Source organism: Gemmatimonadota bacterium, assembly GCA_016714015.1.
In the GTDB taxonomy this organism is placed as follows: domain Bacteria; phylum Gemmatimonadota; class Gemmatimonadetes; order Gemmatimonadales; family Gemmatimonadaceae; genus Pseudogemmatithrix.
The window spans coordinates 23,314-41,405 of sequence record JADJNZ010000005.1; the positions used below are offsets into that span (position 1 = coordinate 23,314).

An 18,092-nucleotide genomic window follows, 5' to 3' on the forward strand; every position below is an offset into this window, starting at 1 on the left:
CCCGTGCACCGTGACGACGAGGGGGCGAAGCCACTCGGCTCCGCCCCCTTTGCCTTCTCCCTTCCGCCTTCTGCCTTCTGCCTCAGACCGGGAACAGCATCTCCCGGTACCGCGGCAGCGGCCAGTACGCATCACCGATGCTCACCTCGAGCTTGTCCGACAGCTCGCGGCAGGCGCTCATCGCATCATGGCCGGTGGCCGTGAGGAACGCCGCGCACTTCGCCTCGTCACCGTGCAGCGCATGCGCCTTCTTGATCGCCGCGTGCAGCGCCGCCGACTTCGCCTGCAGCGCCGTCACGAGCTTCCCCGTCGCCTCCGCCGCGGCCTTCTGCGGCACCACGCGGATCCCGCCCTGCTTCGCCTTCGCCGCGGCATCCGCGAGCGACCCGAGATAGGCGTACCCGGCCGGCAGGATCTGCGTGTCGATCATCTCCGCCAGCGTCTCCATCTCGATCAGCACGTCCTTCACGTAGCGCTCCACGCGCACGTGGTAGCGGCTCTCCAGCTCCGCCGCCGTGAGGATGTTGAGCTTGGTGAACAGGTCCTTCACCGGCTTCGTCGTCATCTGCGCCAGCGCCTCGGGCGCGCGGCGGAGGTTCAGCAGGCCGCGCTTCTTGGCCTCCTTCACCCACGCCTCGCTGTAGCCGTTGCCCTCGAAGCGGATCGCGCTCGTGTCCTTGAAGATCTTGCGCACCACCTTGAGCGCCGCGTCGTCCACCGAGCCGCCCTTCGTGAGCTCCGCCTTGAGCAGCGCGACGATCTCGACGATCGCCTCCGCCACCACCGTGTTGAGCGTCATCACCGGGAAGGCGATGCTCTGCGACGACCCGACCGCGCGGAACTCGAACTTCGAGCCCGTGAAGGCCAGCGGCGACGTGCGGTTGCGGTCCGTGTTGTCCTGCTCGATCTCCGGCAGCTTCGCCACGCCGAGCGCCAGCATCGCCTGCTCCGCCTTGGTGCCCGCGCGGCCGGCGATGATGTCCTCGATCATCTTCGTGAGCGCCGCGCCCATGAACACCGAGATGATCGCCGGCGGCGCCTCGTTCGCGCCGAGGCGATGCTCGTTGCCGCTCGTCCCGATGCCCGCGCGCAGCAGCCCCTGGTGCTTGTGCACGCCCTTCAGGAACGCCGCGAGGAACATCAGGAAGCGAAGGTTCTGGTGCGGCGTCTTCCCCGGCTTGAGCAGGTTGATGCCGTTGAGCGCGTTGTCCGACGCGATCGACAGCGACCAGTTGCAGTGCTTGCCCGAGCCGTTGATGCCCGCGAACGGCTTCTCGTTCAGCAGCACCTGGAGGCCATGGCGCAGCGCCACGTCCTTCAGGATCGACATCACGAGCTGGTTGTGGTCCGTCGCGATGTCCGTCTCCTCGAACATCGGCGCCATCTCGAACTGGCACGGCGCCACCTCGTTGTGCCGCGTCACGATCGGCACGCCGAGCTTGTAGAGCTCATGCTCCACCTCGGCGAGGAAGGCCTGCACCCGCTCCGGGATGCCGCCGAAGTAGTGGTCCTCGAGCTGCTGGCCGCGCGGCGGCGCCGCGCCCACCAGCGTGCGGCCGCCCATCACGAGGTCCGGGCGCATCGCGAAGTGCGTGCGGTCGATCACGAAGAACTCCTGCTCCGTGCCCATCGTCGTGTAGACGCGGAGCGCGCCCGTGTCGCCGATCGTCTCGAGCAGCTCGCGCGCCGCGTTGGACAGCACCTCGCTCGACCGGAACAGCGGCGTCACCTCGTCCAGCGCCTCGCCGTTGTAGCCGATGAACACCGACGGGATGCAGAGCGTCTTCGTGCCCGCCGCTTCCATGATGAACACCGGCGACGCCGGGTTCCACGCCGTGTAGCCGCGGGCCTCCCACGTCGCGCGCAGACCGCCCGACGGGAAGGACGACGCATCCGGCTCCGACTGGATCAGCTGCTCGGCCGAGAACTTCTCGATCGCGTTGCCCTGCGCATCGAGCGTCAGGAAGGCGTCATGCTTCTCGGCGGTGAGGCCCGTCTGCGGCTGGAACCAATGGCAGAAGTGCGTCACGCCCTGCGAGATCGCCCACTCCTTCACCGCCTTCGCGACGGCCGGTGCGATGTCGGCATCGAGCTTCTTCCCGAGACGCACCGCCTCGGTGAGCTTCTGGTGGACGTCCTTCGGCAGCTTGTCGCGCATCTGCTTCGCGCCGAAGGTGTGGCTCCCGAAGTACGCCGACGTCGGCTTCGGGTCCGGACGCATCGCCGGCACGTCAGGGATGATCGCCGCGCGCGTGGCGATGGCGCGAAGGGCTTCGGAACGAGGGGTCGACGAGGCGGACATGGACTGGTTGGTTGGGCGTGGTGTTCGCGTTCTTCTGCGAAGAATGCAAATCTAGACAAGCATTGTGCAGGATTCAAGCCAAAAACGCCTGAAGCGTCACTTCGTGAACGCAGTATTCGCACGAAAACCAGTGCAATCCGCGCGCCGCGCGCGATTGCAGACGGCCGGAAAAGAGCCGCCCTCGACCGGTCGGCCGAGGGCGTGAACCGCCTAACTCATTGATTGACAATGTGTTGGCAAAAGCGCTAGCGACGCCGAACGGTCTTCGCCGCCGCCAGCTGCTTCGCGTGACCCAAGTGGGCCTCCACTGCCGGACGGACCTCCACGAGTAGCGCCTTCAGCTCACTGTTCCGGGCCGACGGGATGAGCGCACCGTCGATGGCACCCAACAGTGTGACATGATAGCTCACCTCGTTCGCCGCGTACGCGCTGTCGAAGGCGAAGCCCTCCAGGTCCCGCATCCGGAGTCGCTTCGTCTCCGCATCGTCCCGCAGGTCGAACGAGAGCTGGTTGTCCACCGGCGTCACCTTCAGCCGCGTCACCAACTCCACCGCGGCCCGGTTCACCGATTGGTGGTCCGACCGTACCATGGTCGCGAAGCTCCGGATGTCCGCGTCCTGCGACTTGGCCAGCGCCTGCTCGGCGTAGCTGATGTCGGCGTTGTTCGCGGCGACGACGATCGCCGCGATGTTCGCGTCCGTCAGCCCCGCCACCGGGACCGGCGCCCCGGCTACGGCGGCCGCCGTCGGTGACGCCCCCGGCGTGACGCCGCTCCGGCCGAAGAGGCTGCACGCGCCGAGCCCCAGCGCCAAGGGAACGAGCAAGAGCGGACGGACGTGACGCATGGTCGATTCCCGGTCAGGACGTGGAGGAGCGGCGCCCCACTCGTGCGAGGCGGCTATGCCATGACGAATGCAAGCACCGCGCCCGCGTTCCTTCCAGTGACCCCCGTCACTGAGCGAGCAGCCACGCGACCACGCGGTCGAGATACGCCCCCACCACCAGCGTGTGGCCCCATCCGGTCGCGTCCCAGAGTTCGGCGCGGACGCCCACCTGTCGTGCCTGTTCCGCCGAGGCCCGCACTCGGGCGGCCGGGATGATCGGATCCACCGACGCCGCGACGAACAAGGTCGGGGCCATCGCGCCGTCCGCCGGCGCCGTGCCCGCGCCCGCGAGCACCGCGGCCGCGCGGAGGCGCTCCCGCTGCAGCGTCGCCAATCGCACCGTCGCGCCGCCACCCATGGAATGCCCGACCACCGTCACCCGCGCCCGGTCCACCGGGTGCGATCGACCGACCACCGCGAGCGCGCTGTCGAGCGCGGCCGGATCACGCATGAACGCCGTCGTCGCAGGCGAGATCACGATGAAACCGAGCGAGTCCGCCAGCGCGGCGATGCGCCCCGCACCATAGCCCTCGAGGAACATGTTCTCGTCGGCGCCGGCACCATGCAGCGCCAGCATCACCGGGAGCGGCGCCCCGCGTCGGGCTGCGGGCGGGACGTGGATCCGCATCGCGACCGGGCCGCCGACCACCTGCATGGTCCGCCAGTAGCCGCCGACCCGATCACGGAACGGATCGCCGCCCGCCTGCAGGGCGCGTACTTCGCCGGCGACCTCGTCGGCCAGGCGGATCGGGTCGGCGAGGAACTGTGCCGTGTTGTCGTCCGCCGGCCGGTCCACGAGCAACGCGGCGCGCGCGCGCACGGCCTCCAGCGCCTGCGCGTCCGCTCGCGGTGCGAGCGCCTCGAGGGCGCCGAGCAGTCGCGTGCGGATGCTGTCCACCGACTCGTGCGAGACGAAGAACGAGGTCCGTTGCTGCACGCGCCCGCCCTCGCGCTCGATCAAGACGCTCACGCGCCCCGGAGCGAGCGCGAGTCCCCGCGTCTCGATCGCGACCTCGACACGAGTGCCTGGCGCGGTGCCGGCGGGTACCCGGAGCGGCACGCGCGCCACCTCACGCCCCGCCTCGGACCGCACACGCACGAGATACGTCCGGTCCTCCGCCGGTGCTGCGCTGTCGGCGTACATCGGCGTCACCGAGACCACCAGCCGCGCGTCGCGCGCGGGGACGAGCACGCGCGGCTCGGCGCGGAGCCGCAACGGGAGGAGCGTGCGTGTCTCCCCACCGGCGGCGGTGTCCCCCTCGACGCGCGCCAGCAGCGCATGCATGTCACGCAACACGGTCGCATATCGCCCGCCGAAGAAGGCGAGCGTCGTCCGGTCGAACGCGGCATTCACCTCGGCGCGCGCCGAGTCGGGAAGTCCGCGGCGCATGACCGCGCGGTCCATGGTCAGGTATGCGTCCGCGAGGTCCCGGCGGGTGACGGTCGGCGCCTGTGCCGCGACCATCGGGGCGGCCAGACCGAGGAGCAGGAGCGGACGGAGCAAGAGCGATCGCACGAACGGGCGAGGGGACAAGCCGACCTCCAGTGGGGACGACAGCGTGGCGTGTGCTGCGAGGTCCAGCGGCACCTCTCCTGCCGAACGCGACCCGGCGGGGTCCGGTGCCAGCCGGTGTCTTCCTTGAGTGCGTGGCGTCAAGCGACTAGCTTCCGGTTCACGGCGCCGTGGCCAAGTGGTAAGGCGGCAGACTGCAAATCTGCTATTCGTCGGTTCGATTCCGACCGGCGCCTCTTTGAAGTAGAAGGCTGTGGGCAGGAAGCAGATGGCGGAAGGGCGGCACCCGCGTGCGGGTGCCGCCCTTCTCGTCGTTCACGTCTTTCCGCATCCAGCCTTCACCCTTCCCCCTGCATGCGCCCCAGCGCCTGCGTCACCTCGCCCAGCACGGCGTCATCGTGCGCGATCGAGGTGAACCCCGCCTCGAACTGGCTCGGCGCCAGATAGACGCCGCTGGCGAGCATTCCATGGAAGAAGGTCGCGAATCGTTTCGTGTCCGCCTGCTTCGCGGTCGCGTAATCGTGCACCGGCTGGTCGGTGAAGAAGGTCCCCCACATCGTGCCCAGGCTCGCCGCCTGGAAGGGGATGCCGCGTGAGCGCGCCCACGCCGTGAGCATCTTCACCATCTGCGTCGCCGCCTTCTCCGCCTTCGCGAACATCCCAGGGCGCGTGAGCACATCGAGCGTCGCGATGCCGCTCGCCATCGCGACCGGATTGCCGCTCAGCGTCCCTGCCTGGTACATCGAGCCCGACGGCGCGACCTGCTCCATGAGGTCGCGGCGCCCGCCGTAGGCGGCCACCGGCATGCCGCCGCCGATCACCTTGCCGAGCGTGGTGAGGTCGGGCGTCACGCCGAAGCGCTCCTGCGCACCACCGATCGACACGCGGAAGCCGGTCATCACCTCGTCGAAGATCAGGACCGCACCGTGCTTCGTGCACATCGCGCGGAGCCCCTCGAGGAAGCCGGGCCGGGGAAGGATGAAGCCCGCGTTCCCCACCACCGGCTCCACGATCACGCGGCGACCTGCCCGGGGTGCGCAGCGAAGGCCGCCTCGGTCGCCACGAGGTCGTTGTAACCGACCGTCACCGTGTCGGCGATCGTCCCCGGCGTGACGCCGGGCGAGTCGGGGAGCCCGAGCGTCGCGACGCCCGATCCGGCCGAGACGAGGAACGGATCCGCGTGGCCGTGATAGCATCCCGAGAACTTGATGAGCTTCACGCGTCCCGTCGCGGCGCGCGCGAGTCGTACCGCGCTCATCGTCGCCTCGGTGCCACTCGAGACGAAGCGCACCATCTCGATCCCCGGCACCAACCGGACGATGCGTTCGGCGAGGTCGGCCTCGAGCGCGCAGGGCGCTCCGTAGCTCATCCCGGTCGCGACCTGTCGTTGCACGGCTTCGACGACCTCGGGGTGCGCATGGCCGAGAATCATCGGCCCCCACGACAGCACGAAGTCGACGTAACGCGTGTCGTCCGCATCCCACAGATAGGGGCCCTGCGCGCGCGCGATGAACCGCGGCGTCCCGCCCACCGAGCGAAACGCCCGCACCGGGCTACTCACGCCGCCGGGCATGAGGGTCTTCGCGCGGGCGAACAACGCGTCGCTCTGCGCGGTCGCCGCGCCATGCGTCGACACGGTCACGCCTGGGTGGACAGCCATCGCGCCGCCTCCTTCGCGTAGTACGTGATCACCTGGTCTGCCCCAGCACGACGGATCGCGAGCAGCGATTCGAGCGCCGCGCGCGGCTCGTCGAGCCAGCCGCGCTCGGCCGCCGCCTTCAGCATCGCGTACTCGCCGCTCACCTGGTACGCGACGAGCGGGTGCGGGAAGCGGTCGCGCACCTGCCGGATGATGTCGAGCGCCGTCCCCGCCGGCTTCACCATCAGGAGGTCGGCCCCCTCGTCCACGTCGAGTTGCACCTCCACGAGCGCCTCGCGCGCGTTCGCCGGATCCATCTGATAGGCGCGTCGGTCGCCGAAGGAGGGTGGGCTCTCGGCCGCATCGCGGAAGGGTCCGTAGAACGCCGATGCGTGCTTCGCCGCGTAGCTGAGGATCGGCGTGTCGAGGAGCCCGGCGTCGTCGAGGCCGCGGCGGATCGCCGCGACTTGCCCGTCCATCATCGCGCTCGGCGCGACGATGTCCGCGCCCGCCTGCGCGTAGCAGACCGCCGCCTTCGCGAGCAGTGGCAGGGTCTCGTCGTTCGCCACGTGCCCCGATTCGTCGTGGATGATGCCGCAGTGCCCGTGTGACGTGTACTCGCAGAGGCAGACGTCGGCGATCACGACCAGCTCCGGTGCGATCGCCTTGATCGCGCGGGTCGCACGCGCCACCGGACCCTCGGCGTCCCACGCACCGGTCCCGGTCGCATCCTTGTGCCCGGGGATGCCGAAGAGGAGCACGCTGCGGATGCCCAGCGCGCGGATCTCGGCCAGCTCGGCGCCGAGCTGGTCGACCGAGAGCTGCGCATGGCCGGGCATCGTCTTGATCGGCTTCCGCACGCCGCTCCCTTCGACGATGAACAGCGGATGGATCAGCTGCCCGGCCGTGACCACCGTCTCGCGCACGAACGCGCGTAGCGCGGGCGAGCGTCGCAGGCGGCGGGGGCGAGCCGAAGGCACCGCAGGCGCGGCGGGTGGGGCGGAAGCATCGTACATGGGGGGGGTCCTCGGTCAGGCCGCGGCAGGGCGCGCGGCGAAGGCCTGTTGCAGGGCGGTGATCAGTCCGGAATCGTCGTGCGGCTCGGCGATGGCATCGACCGTCAGGCCGCACTCGCGCGCGGCGGCGGCGGAGACCGGACCGATGCAGACGATGAGCGGTCGCATCGCAGCGCCCGGTCGCATGAGATCCACGCCGGCCGCGGCGAGCCCTTCGACGACGTGGCGCACCGTCGAGGCGCTCGTGAACGTCATCGCGTCCACGCGTCCGTCGCGCAGGGCGTCCACGAGCCCGAGCAGCGCGACGTCCGCCACGGTACGATACGCGACGAGAGCGGTGACGAGCGCACCGCGCGCGGCGAGCGTCGTCGCGAGCGCGCCGTCGGCGAGATCGCCATGGGGCCAGAGGATCTGCGCCCCCGGCGCGATCGGCAGTTCGCGTCCGAGCGCATCCGCCACCGCGCTCGATGGCGTGAAGGCCACGCGGAGTCCTTCGGCGCGCATCGCGTGCGCGGTCGCGTTGCCGACCGCCGCGGCCCGAAGGCCCTCGGGCCATGCGGCCGCACCGTGCGCATCCGTCACCGCCGACGCGACGGCCCGCACGGCGTTCGTGCTCGTGCAGACCAGCCAAGTGAATCGCTCGATGTCCGCGGCCGCCTGCTGCAGCGGCGCCGGATCCTCCGGGCCGAGGACACGGATCGCCGGCGCCGCGATCGGCAGCGCCCCTTCGGCGCGCAGCGCGGCGAGCAGTGGCGCTGCCTGCGCTTCGGCCCGGGTCACCACCACGCGGCGCGCGGCGAGCGCGCGACTCGGGCTCATCCCGGAGGCACTCCGGCCGCGAGCGCCTCGGCGAGCAGACCGCCCCCCGGGCCGCTCGAGAGCGCGGCGGCCACATCACGCCCGAGGGTCGCCGGCTCGGTGCCGCGACGCACCACGCGAGCAGTGCGACCATCCGGTGCCCCGACCACCGCCGTCAGCGTCAGTTGTGCGCCGTCGATCGTCGCGAAGCCCGCGAGCGGTGCGTTGCATCCGGCGCCCATCGCCGCGAGGAAGGCCCGCTCCGCTTCGGCGCAGCGACGGCTCGCCGCGTCATCCAGATGCGCGCAGAGCGCGCGCGCGTCGTCATCGGCCGCGCGTGCCTCGATCGCGAGGATCCCCTGGGCGACCGCCGGCACCATCCGCTCGGTGTCGAGGAACTCGGTGACGACCTGTTGCCAGCCGAGCCGCTCGAGTCCTGCGGCGGCGAGCACGATCGCGTCGTAGTCCCCCTTCTCGAGCTTCGCGAGGCGCGTATCGACGTTGCCGCGGATGTCGAGCGTGACGAGGTCCGGGCGCACCGCGCGCAGCTGGCATCCGCGCCGCGGGCTGCTGGTACCCACGCGCGCGCCCTTTGGGAGCTGGTCGAGCGTCCCGAACTTCGAGATGAGGGCATCACGAGGATCGGCGCGCCGCGAGAACGCGACGACCGTAGAAGGGTGAGCCGGTGAAGACGAGCGAACACGAGAACGTGTTCTTCCGCGATTTCCTCGGCTATTCCATCGGAGCGATCGGCATCCATCGCCTCGGCCTCTTCCTCGCGCTCAGCGCGGGCTTCTGGAGCGCGGTCTGCATCGTGATCTCCGGTCCGCTCTGGACGAAGGGTTGGCCCGAGTGCTGGGGCTGGTGGCTCAATCTTCCCATCTGGCGCTAACGGAGATTCCCATGCTCGAATACCAGAATCTCTTCACGCGCGTCCAGATCCGGACGGCCCCCGATCCGGGGCTGCCGATCGACGAGACGTTCGGTCAGCGCTATGGCACCGGCACGTTCAACTACTGGGCGGGCAAGATCGGCGACTCGCAGATCGGGCCGATCTACCTCGGCTTCTGGGGGATCGTCTCGCTGCTCTGCGGATTCCTCGCCTTCGAGATCATCGGCCTGAACATGATGAAGTCGGTGGGGTGGAGCCCCGTCGAGTTCATTCGGCAGCTGCCGTGGCTGGCGCTCGAACCGCCGTCGCCGCAATACGGCCTGCGCTTCCCGCCGTTGAACCAGGGCGGCTGGTACCTGATCGCCGGCTTCTTCCTCACGAGCGCGATCATCACGTGGTGGATCCGGACCTACACCCGCGCCCGTGCGCTGGGGATGGGGACGCACCTCGCCTGGGCGTTCGGCGCGGCGATCTTCCTCTACAGCTCGTTCTTCTTCCAGCCGCTCCTCGTGGGCAGCTGGAGCGAGATGGTGCCGTTCGGGATCTTCGCGCACCTGGACTGGACCGCGGCGTTCTCGATCCGCTACGGCAACCTGTACTACAACCCGTTCCACGCGCTCTCGATCGCCTTCCTCTACGGGTCGGTGCTGCTGTTCGCGATGCACGCGGCGACGATCCTCGCGGTGAGCCGCCTGGGCGGCGAGCGCGAGATCGAGCAGATCACGGATCGCGGGACCGCGGCCGAGCGTTCGGCGATCTTCTGGCGCTGGACGATGGGCTGGAACGCGACGATGGAGTCGATCCACCGCTGGGCCTGGTGGTTCGCGTCGCTGGTCGGACTCACCGGTGGCATCGGGATCCTGCTCACGGGCACCGTCGTGGACAACTGGTACCTCTGGGCGGTCAAGCACGGGGTGGCGCCGCAGTACAAGGCGCAGAACATCCTGACCCCGGAGCAGCTCGAAGCGCTCCGCGGCCAGTACCCGAGCGCGCTCGATCGCGGATTCCCGACGTACACCGTCCCGGCGCCTGCGCCGGCCGCGCCTGATACCACTGCCGTCGCGGCGCCCGCGCCGGGAGGGAACTGACATGCGCACTCTCAGGACCCTCCAGACCGCGGCGCTCGCGAGCGCGCTGCTCCTGACCTCGGCCTGCCAGTTCTTCGGCTCGGTCGATCGCGTGGTCGTGCAGAAGGGCGAGCGCGGCACCGCGATGGAGATCAACTACGTCGCGCGTGACCAGGCGGCGGCGATGGCGAACCTGCAGGCGGCCATGCCGGCGATCCTGCCGCCGGCCGGCCCGTCGCCCGAAGGTCCGCTGCCGTGGCAGAACGTGCAGGTGCTGAACGACATCCCGGTCGCGGAGTTCAACCGGACGATGATCTCGATGGCGACGTGGGTGGCGGGCGCGCCAGGCAACTGCGGCTACTGCCACAACCTCACCAACTTCGCGGCGGACACCTATCCGGACGGCAAGGCCATCTACACGAAAGCCGTCGCACGCCGGATGATCCAGATGACGCGGCAGATCAACACCGAGTGGACGGAGCACGTCGCCAACACGGGCGTGACCTGCTATACCTGCCACATGGGGAAGCCGCTGCCGAACGGGCTCTGGTTCTACACGAACGAGAACCAGATCCTCCGGCACTATCTCGATGGCGCGGGCGCCCGCGTGGTCTCGCGGACCGTCGCGCCGAACGCGGTGAACCGCTCGAGCGTCAAGCAGACCGAGTGGACCTATGCGCTGATGATCAGCCAGTCGCAGGCGCTCGGGGTCAACTGCACCTTCTGCCACAACTCGCGGCAGTTCGCGAGCTGGGAGCAGGCGCCGCCGCAACGCGTGACGGCCTTCGCGGGCATCCAGATGCTCCGCGACCTGAACACGAACTTCCTCGCGCCGCTCGCCTCGACGTACCATCCGTCGCGGCTCGGCCCGATGGGTGACGCGCCGAAGGCGCAGTGCGTGACCTGTCACAACGGGGTCTACAAGCCGCTGTACGGTCTCCAGATGGCCAAGCACTATCCGGCACTCTGGGGCGGGCATACCGACTGGACGACGCCGCTGGCGGCGCCGTACACGAAGCCGGTGGCCGTCGATGCGGCCGCGATGCCGGTGCTGGACTCGACCGGCGCGGTCGTGACGGACACCGTCTCGAAGCAGCCGCCGCAGTAGTCGGCGGAGGTCCAGGACGACCCGGGGCCCGGCGGAATCGTCCGCCGGGCCCCGGTCGCATCTTCTTTGCCTCCTCGCCCTCGGATGGCGGGGTCAGCGCGTGGCGCGAAGCGCGGCGCGCTTGCGCTGGTGGTCGGCCTCGACGCGGCCGCACATGAGATCGCAGAGCCGGAAGACCTCGTCATCCGACAGCGAGTAGTAGGCGAAGGTCCCCTCCTTCCGTCGCGTGAGGAAGCCTGCGGCGCAGAGCTGCTGCAGGTGCTTCGACACGTTCGCCTGGCCCAGTCCCGTGCTCTCGACGAGCTCGGAGACGCTCCGCTCGCCGTCGCGCAGCGCTGCCAGGAGCTGGAGACGCGCCGGCTCACCGAGCGCCTTGAACCGGTCGGAGAGCTCCCCGAGCAGGCTCGGCGTCATCACCTTCGGCGCGGTCATCAGGCGCCTACCGGTACGGCGTCCTTGACCACCGCGTGTCCCGCGGCCTGCCAGGCCGCGAAGCCGCCGACGAGATCGATCGCGTCCGTCACGCCGAGGCGGTGCATCACCGACGCGGCGATGGCGGAGCGCGCACCGCCCTGGCACTGCAGCACGATGGGCTTGTCGCGCGGGATGCTCGCGACGCGCTCGCTGAGATGGCCGACGGGGATGTGCAGGGCGCCCGGCAGATGGCCCGCGTCCCATTCGGTGCGGTTGCGCACGTCGATCACGGTGACCTCGTCGCGCGCCAGACGCGGTGCGAGGGCGTCGGCGTCCGTCCGCGTGATGGTGCCGATCGCACCGCCGTCGCGCGTCCATTCGTCGAGGACCGAGAGGGCGTACCAGGTCGTCACGCGGTCGAGACCGATCATCACCAGCTCGCGGACCGCACGCGCGACGGTGGCCTCGTCGTCGGCGATGAGATGGATGTCGACGTCGTACCGCACCAGCCAGCCCGCCCAGGTCGAGAAGCTCTTGTTGAGCGGGATGTTCAGCGTGCCGGGCACGTGCCCCGCGGCGAAGTCCGGGGCGGGCCGGAGGTCGATCACCGCAGCGCCGGCGGCGAGCGCGTGGGCGAGCACGGGGCGCGTGGCATGCGCCGGACGGGGGAAGCCGCCGAGCACCGGCGGACCGTCGCGGTTGATCCGCTTCATCTCGGCGAAGTAGAGCGGCGGTTCCGGCTGGCCCGCGAGGACGAGCTCGACGAAGTCGGCTTCGCTCGTGGTCCCGACGCCCCAGTTGAATCGCCGCTCGTACCCGACCGTGGACGTGGGCACGGCGCCGAGCGACTTGCCGCACGCGGAGCCGGCGCCGTGACCCGGCCAGACCTGCACGAAGTCGGGGAGTGCGCGGAACCGCTCGAGCGACTTGAAGAGCGTGCGCGCCCCGGCCTCCATGGTGTTCGCGACCTTGGCCGCGCGCTCGAGGAGGTCGGGACGCCCGACGTCACCGACGAAGACGAAGTCCCCCGACGCGATGCCGATCGGCGCGTCAGCGGCGGCGGTGTCGGTGACGAGGAAGCTGATGTGCTCCGGGGTGTGCCCGGGCGTATGCATGATCTCGAGCCGGATGTTGCCGACCCTGAGCAGGTCGCCGTCGCGGACCAGCGTCGCCTTGTCCTCCGCGGCGAAGCGATACTGCCAGTCGGTGCCGCCCTCGGCGCTGAGGTAGAGCGTCGCGCCGGTGGCGTGCGCGAGCTCGCGCGAGCCCGAGACGTAGTCGGCGTGGATGTGCGTCTCCGAGACATGCGTGATCCGCAGCTTCTCGGCGGCGGCCGTGGCGAGGTACGGCTCGATGTCGCGATTGGCGTCGATGACGATCGCCTCGCCGGTGGCGGCGCAGCCGATGAAATAGGACGCCTGCGCGAGACCCTCATCGTAGAATCGCTTGAGGAACATGGGACCGTCCGTGGTCAGATGGTGAGGTACTGATACATGATGAGCGAGCCGACGACGACGAGGAGCGACGCGAAGGCCTGCTTGAGGGCGCGCTGCGGGATGCGCGCCACGACGAACGCGGCGGCCACGAGACCCGCAGCGGTGCTCGCGCCGAACGGGAGGATGATGTCCCACCGGACGTCCGCGGCCGAGCGTTGCGCGATGAACGAGACGGTGGTGCTCATCGCGATCACGAGGAGCGAGGTCCCGACAGCGCGCCGCAGCTCGAGGCCGCCGAGCACGATGAGGGCCGGGACCATGAGGAACCCGCCACCGACGCCGACGACGCCGGTGAGCGCGCCGACCGCGACGCCGATGCCGAGCAATGCCGGCCAGGTCGGTTCGCCGCGCGGTGTGGGCGGCGTCTTGCGGAGGGTGTCGCGCAGCATCGCGAGTCCGGCGGCGACCATGGTGATCGAGAGCAGCGCGAAGCGGACCTGCCCATCGAGCCCGAGCGAGAAGACGAGTTGCGTGCCGAGCCCGGCGCCGACCATGGCCGCGAGGCCGACGGGGACGGTGGTGCGCAGCGCGATGGTCCCCGCACGCCAGTGCTGGAATGCGCCGATGAGGGCCGCTCCGCCCACGATCGGGTACCCCATGACGATCGCCGACTGCGGGTTGATCCCGACGACGTAGACGAGCGCGGGGTTGGCGAGGATCGACCCCCCACCCCCCACCAGCCCCAGAGTGAGGCCGATGGCGAAGGCGAGGAGGAGCGCGACGATTGACATATTACTAAATAGTAGAATATTCCTGTTGTTCCGGCAAGGGTCGGGGCGCGCGGGCACTCGGAGCCAGGGAGCACCATTTGGATGGGATGACGATGATGGTGGGCACCGGGGCGGGTCTCGCCCTTGTACTGATGTTCGGACTCTGGCTCCTGCACCTCCGACTGCGGAACGCGGCCGTGGTCGATGTGGGATGGACGGTCGCGATCGGGCTGCAGGCGCTCGTGGCAGGCCTCATGGGGCCCGGCGACCCGACGCGGCGGTGGATCGTGGCCGTGGTCGGGATGCTCTGGTCGGCGCGGCTCGCGTCGCATCTTGCGGTGCGCGTGGCGTCGGAGCCCGAGGACGCGCGCTATGCCGAGATCCGCGCGCGCTGGGGAGGGAACCTCGTGCTCAAGTTCCTGACGTTCTTCCTGTTCCAAGGGATCCTCGCGACGGTACTCGCCGGGCCGTTCTTCGTCGCGGCCGCGGACCCGTCGCCGAAGCTGCATCCGTTCCTGCTCGCCGGCGTGGCGCTTGCCGCGGTGGCCGTGCTCGGCGAGGGGATCGCGGACGCGCAGCTCCGGCGATTCAAGGCCGACCCTGCGAATCGTGGACAGGTCTGTCGCGTCGGGCTGTGGGGGTGGTCCCGTCACCCCAACTACTTCTTCGACTGGCTCATCTGGTGCGCGTTCGTGCTCCTCGCCCTTGGCTCGCCCTGGGGGTGGGTCACGGTGGTGAGCCCTGCGCTCATGCTTTACTTCCTGCTGCGCGTCACCGGCATCCCGGCGACCGAAGCGCACGCGCTCCGTTCTCGCGGAGCGGCGTACGTGCAGTACCAGCGCGAGGTCAGTGCCTTCGTGCCGCTGCCGCCGAGTATCTTTCGCTGATGCGGTCCCCCCGACCAGCGAACCGTTCCCATCCCGTCGGTCGTGCGCGCGTCGCCTTCGCGACCGTGTTCGCGACCGTGTTCGCGACCGTGTTCGCGGCCGTGCTCGCCGGCGCGAGCGTCGGCGCGTGCGCCGAGCGACCGTGGCATGGGATCGTGCTCGACCCCCCGTCGGCGGCGCCGCCGCTCGCGATGCAGCGCGGCGATGGCACGCCGACGACGCTCGCTTCAGCGAAGGGCGACGTGGTACTGCTCTACTTCGGCTACACGCACTGCCCGGATGTCTGTCCCACGACGATGTCGAGCTGGGCGCGTGCGAAGCGAGCGCTCGGCGCGGACACCGCCGGCGTGCGCTTCCTCTTCCTGAGCGTCGATCCGACGCGGGACCCACCGGCCGTCGCGGCCGCCTACGCCCAGCAGTTCGACTCGGCGTTCGTCGGCCATGGCGTGACGGATGCGGCCCTCGCGCGCATCCTGCGCGATTGGGGCATCGCGGCGTATCCCGAGGGGGATCCGCGCACGCGCGACTATTCCGTCGCCCATCCCGCCCACACGTACGTCGTGGATCGCGCGGGGCGACTCCGACTCATGATCCCTCCAGGAGTGCGTGGTGAAGAGATCGCGGACGATGTGCGCCGACTGCGCTAGCGCGCTCGCGCGGGCGAGAGTGCGGCTGTCGGCGCTGGCGGTGGCGGCCGTGATGGCTGCCGTGATGGCTGCCTGCGGCACGTCGGCCGAACGTCCGGCGACCGAGGCGGCGCCTCCGCCGCCGCCGCGGGCGGAGCTGGCCGTGCACGAGGCATGGGCGCGCAGCGCGGACAGCGGGGCGATGACCTCCGTCTACTTCACGCTGACCAATCGGGCGACGGTCTCCGACACGCTGCAGGGCGCGACGAGCGCCGCGGCCGAGGAGGTCGGGTTGCACATGTCGATGCAGCACGGCAACACGATGCACATGGCGTCGGTGCAGTCGCTCCCCGTGCCGGGCGAGGACAGCGTGCTCTTCGCGCCGTTGGGCGCGCACGTGATGCTCACGCGGATGACGCGCGCGTATGCCGCGGGGGACACGATCGCGCTGACGTTGACCTTCGCGTCCGGCCAGTCACTCGAGGTCCGTGCCGGTGTCCGTCAGCCGTAGTCTCCTGGTGCTCGCGATCGTCGCCGGCACGGCATTCATCGCCTGGTCCACCTGGCCGCGCCCGTCGGTGGTGATCCGCATCGCGCCGGGCGGTGCGGCGACGGTGGACGGTGCACCACTGCCGGAGACGCTGTTCGTCGCGGCACGCGGCCGCCGCACCGTGGTGCGCGTGGTGAACGCGGACACCCTGCGTCATTCGCTGGCGCTCTTCGCGGCGAACGCGCAGTCCACGACCGACTTCACGATCGCCTATCCCGGCACGTACGGCGGGACCTGTTCCGCGCACGCGAGCGGCAATCTCACGTATGTGGTCCGGTGACCCGATGACCCCTTCGACGTCCCGGATCGCGCTCCTCCTTGCCGTGCTCCTCGTCGGTGCGTCGGTGGAGGCGCAGGAGGGGGCGCGGGTCCGGCTCCCCTCCCGTCGCGCCGAGTCGGCGCCGCGCGAGGCGTCCGCGCGGACGGTGCCGTATCGCGAGCCATGTGCGCTCGCCGAGCCGACGTGCGTGCCGCCGGAGATCGCGCGCGAGTTCCGCGGGGTCTGGGTGGCGACGGTCGACAACATCGACTGGCCGTCGCGTCCCGGGCTCCCGACGCGACAGGCGCAGCGGGAGCTGATCGCGTTGCTCGACCGCGCGCGCGCCAGCGGCCTGAACGCCGTGATCCTCCAAGTCCGGCCTGCCGGCGATGCGCTCTACCGCTCACGACTCGAACCCTGGTCGGAGTACCTCACCGGCCGGCAGGGCCGGGCGCCGTCGCCGGGGTGGGATCCGCTCGCGTTCGCGGTCACGGAGGCGCACAAGCGCGGGATGGAACTCCACGCCTGGTTCAATCCCTACCGGGCGAAGCATCCGTCGGCGAAGGGACGGCTCGCGGCGACGCACCTTGCGCGCACGCGCCCGGCGCTGGTGAAGACCTATGGCACACATCTCTGGATGGACCCCGGCGAACCCGAGGTGCGGGCGCAGACGGTGCGCGTGATCACCGACGTCGTGGCGCGCTACGACATCGATGGCGTGCATCTCGACGACTACTTCTATCCGTACAAGGAGCGGGATCGCGGGGGCGCGACGATCGCGTTCCCCGACTCCGGGAGCTACGCGCGCTATGCCGCGGCCGGCGGGACGCTCGAGCGCGACGACTGGCGGCGAGAGAATGTCGATCGCCTCGTCGAGGAGCTGTATCGGGCGATCCACGCGACGAAGCCGTGGGTGAAGTTCGGCGTGAGTCCCTTCGGCATCTGGCGACCGGGGAATCCGGCGATCGTGCGCGGGTTCGATGCGTACACGGAGCTCTACGCCGATGCGCGGAAGTGGCTCCGCGAGGGGTGGGTCGACTACTTCACTCCCCAGCTCTATTGGCCGATCGGCGCGCCAGCGCAGCCGTATCCGGTGTTGCTGCGTTGGTGGGCCGAGCAGAACGTCGCGGGGCGCAACCTGTGGCCCGGGAACTACACGAGTCGCGTGGGTGAGCGGTCGCGCACGGCGTGGCGGACGGACGAGATCGTGGCGCAGGTCGATGCGACCCGCGCGGAGGCGGGCGCCACGGGGAACGTGCATTTCTCGGCGAAGGTGTTCCTGGAGGACCGGGATTCGCTGGCGAGCCGACTGGGCTCCGAAGCGTATCCCGCGCTGGCACTGGTGCCGACCTCGCCGTGGCTCGCGGTGGAGCCGCAGGGAGAGCCGACCGTCGAGGTGCGGCGGAAGCTCTTCGGCGGGCTCGAGGCGCGGCTCACGCCGTCGGGGCCTGCCCGCCCGCGCTGGTGGCTGGTGCAGGAACGAATGAGGGGTGGACGGTGGCGCACCTCGCTCGTCCGCGGCGAGGTCAAGGCGCTCCAGCTGGAGGCGACGGTGGACCGCCTCGCGGTGCGCGCGCTGGACGGCGCGAACATCGAGGGGCCGGTCCGCGTGGTGCGCGTGCGCGACTGACCCCGCATCGGCGCGCCGGATCGACTATCCTTCGCGCATGCGAGACGACTATGAAGAACCGGAAGACGGCGAGGACGGCGACGCCGAGACCGAAGCGACCGTGAGCTGCCCGCACTGCGGGGAGTCGGTCGAGATCACGCTCGATCCCAGCGGCGGCGACGTGCAGGAATACATCGAGGATTGCGAGGTCTGCTGCAATCCGTGGACGGTGCGCGTGCAGTTCGGCGCGGACGGCCACGCGGACGTCGAGGTGACGGCGCTGGACGAGTAGCGCGCGCGGTGTTCGTCGATTGACCATTGA

The 18,092-nt window shown here is 70.2% G+C and carries 17 protein-coding genes, 1 tRNA gene and 2 pseudogenes; 10 read left to right on the plus strand and 10 right to left on the minus strand.

The genetic code is table 11. From position 1 onward, the window contains the following. Positions 1-82: 82 nt before the first annotated feature. The 3 genes from IPJ78_10440 to IPJ78_10450 all read right to left on the minus strand — a co-directional run bounded on the left by IPJ78_10440 (position 83) and on the right by IPJ78_10450 (position 4,720). The gene (locus IPJ78_10440; GenBank protein MBK7906966.1) at positions 83-2,302 is read right to left on the minus strand and encodes a glutamine synthetase III; all 2,220 of its coding nucleotides are present in this window, start codon (positions 2,300-2,302) and stop codon (positions 83-85) included. 245 nt (positions 2,303-2,547) lie between these two features. Next, positions 2,548-3,147, minus strand: a complete 600-nt coding sequence (locus tag IPJ78_10445; protein MBK7906967.1) for a DUF4142 domain-containing protein — start codon at positions 3,145-3,147, stop codon at positions 2,548-2,550. Positions 3,148-3,253: 106 nt separating this feature from the next. Beyond that, the gene (locus tag IPJ78_10450) at positions 3,254-4,720 is read right to left on the minus strand and encodes a dienelactone hydrolase family protein (GenBank protein ID MBK7906968.1); all 1,467 of its coding nucleotides are present in this window, start codon (positions 4,718-4,720) and stop codon (positions 3,254-3,256) included. A gap of 143 nt (positions 4,721-4,863) precedes the next feature. Between IPJ78_10450 and IPJ78_10455 the strand changes: the two genes are divergently transcribed. Beyond that, positions 4,864-4,935 (plus strand) — tRNA-Cys (locus IPJ78_10455). A gap of 102 nt (positions 4,936-5,037) precedes the next feature. Here the strand turns inward: IPJ78_10455 and hemL are convergent. The 4 genes and pseudogenes from hemL to hemC all read right to left on the minus strand — a co-directional run bounded on the left by hemL (position 5,038) and on the right by hemC (position 8,778). Continuing rightward, positions 5,038-6,359, minus strand: a pseudogene (gene hemL, locus IPJ78_10460) (glutamate-1-semialdehyde 2,1-aminomutase). Then, on the minus strand, positions 6,338-7,354 hold the full coding sequence (hemB, locus tag IPJ78_10465) for a porphobilinogen synthase (protein ID MBK7906969.1): 1,017 nt from the start codon (positions 7,352-7,354) through the stop codon (positions 6,338-6,340). The pseudogene hemL and the gene hemB overlap by 22 nt, the downstream one beginning before the upstream one ends. A 15-nt stretch (positions 7,355-7,369) precedes the next feature. Continuing rightward, complete coding sequence (locus IPJ78_10470) at positions 7,370-8,173, minus strand: uroporphyrinogen-III synthase (GenBank protein MBK7906970.1); 804 nt, start codon at positions 8,171-8,173, stop codon at positions 7,370-7,372. Further along, entirely contained in the window at positions 8,170-8,778 is a 609-nt protein-coding gene (hemC, locus tag IPJ78_10475) for a hydroxymethylbilane synthase (protein MBK7906971.1), read from the minus strand. The genes IPJ78_10470 and hemC overlap by 4 nt, the downstream gene beginning before the upstream one ends. Before the next feature lie 47 nt (positions 8,779-8,825). On the opposite strand from hemC, the pseudogene IPJ78_10480 reads away from it, so the two are divergent. From IPJ78_10480 to IPJ78_10490, 3 genes and pseudogenes are all read left to right on the plus strand, one after another. Beyond that, positions 8,826-9,044, plus strand: a pseudogene (locus IPJ78_10480) (photosynthetic reaction center subunit L). A gap of 11 nt (positions 9,045-9,055) precedes the next feature. Further along, the gene (locus tag IPJ78_10485) at positions 9,056-10,132 is read left to right on the plus strand and encodes a photosynthetic reaction center subunit M (GenBank protein ID MBK7906972.1); all 1,077 of its coding nucleotides are present in this window, start codon (positions 9,056-9,058) and stop codon (positions 10,130-10,132) included. A 1-nt stretch (position 10,133) separates the two neighbouring features. Continuing rightward, positions 10,134-11,219 (plus strand): photosynthetic reaction center cytochrome c subunit, encoded by a 1,086-nt coding sequence (locus tag IPJ78_10490; GenBank protein ID MBK7906973.1) that lies wholly within the window; start codon positions 10,134-10,136, stop codon positions 11,217-11,219. A 93-nt stretch (positions 11,220-11,312) separates the two neighbouring features. Here IPJ78_10490 and IPJ78_10495 read toward each other — a convergent pair whose 3' ends face one another. The 3 genes from IPJ78_10495 to IPJ78_10505 are packed head-to-tail and all read right to left on the minus strand — an operon-like array spanning position 11,313 to position 13,860. Next, on the minus strand, positions 11,313-11,651 hold the full coding sequence (locus IPJ78_10495) for a winged helix-turn-helix transcriptional regulator (GenBank protein ID MBK7906974.1): 339 nt from the start codon (positions 11,649-11,651) through the stop codon (positions 11,313-11,315). Then, positions 11,651-13,090, minus strand: coding sequence for an MBL fold metallo-hydrolase (locus IPJ78_10500; GenBank protein ID MBK7906975.1), 1,440 nt, complete (start codon positions 13,088-13,090; stop codon positions 11,651-11,653). The genes IPJ78_10495 and IPJ78_10500 overlap by 1 nt, the downstream gene beginning before the upstream one ends. A 14-nt stretch (positions 13,091-13,104) precedes the next feature. Further along, positions 13,105-13,860 (minus strand): sulfite exporter TauE/SafE family protein, encoded by a 756-nt coding sequence (locus IPJ78_10505; protein MBK7906976.1) that lies wholly within the window; start codon positions 13,858-13,860, stop codon positions 13,105-13,107. 86 nt (positions 13,861-13,946) lie between these two features. On the opposite strand from IPJ78_10505, the gene IPJ78_10510 reads away from it, so the two are divergent. The 6 genes from IPJ78_10510 to IPJ78_10535 are packed head-to-tail and all read left to right on the plus strand — an operon-like array spanning position 13,947 to position 18,062. Further along, complete coding sequence (locus IPJ78_10510; protein MBK7906977.1) at positions 13,947-14,726, plus strand: DUF1295 domain-containing protein; 780 nt, start codon at positions 13,947-13,949, stop codon at positions 14,724-14,726. After that, complete coding sequence (locus tag IPJ78_10515) at positions 14,726-15,373, plus strand: SCO family protein (protein ID MBK7906978.1); 648 nt, start codon at positions 14,726-14,728, stop codon at positions 15,371-15,373. The genes IPJ78_10510 and IPJ78_10515 overlap by 1 nt, the downstream gene beginning before the upstream one ends. Positions 15,374-15,425: 52 nt before the next feature. Then, positions 15,426-15,863 (plus strand): copper chaperone PCu(A)C, encoded by a 438-nt coding sequence (locus tag IPJ78_10520; GenBank protein ID MBK7906979.1) that lies wholly within the window; start codon positions 15,426-15,428, stop codon positions 15,861-15,863. Beyond that, positions 15,847-16,182 (plus strand): hypothetical protein, encoded by a 336-nt coding sequence (locus IPJ78_10525; GenBank protein ID MBK7906980.1) that lies wholly within the window; start codon positions 15,847-15,849, stop codon positions 16,180-16,182. The genes IPJ78_10520 and IPJ78_10525 overlap by 17 nt, the downstream gene beginning before the upstream one ends. A 4-nt stretch (positions 16,183-16,186) precedes the next feature. Beyond that, positions 16,187-17,791, plus strand: a complete 1,605-nt coding sequence (locus tag IPJ78_10530; protein MBK7906981.1) for a family 10 glycosylhydrolase — start codon at positions 16,187-16,189, stop codon at positions 17,789-17,791. A gap of 37 nt (positions 17,792-17,828) precedes the next feature. Next, a complete protein-coding gene (locus IPJ78_10535; protein MBK7906982.1) occupies positions 17,829-18,062 on the plus strand; it encodes a CPXCG motif-containing cysteine-rich protein in 234 nt (77 codons plus the stop codon). Positions 18,063-18,092: the final 30 nt, after the last annotated feature.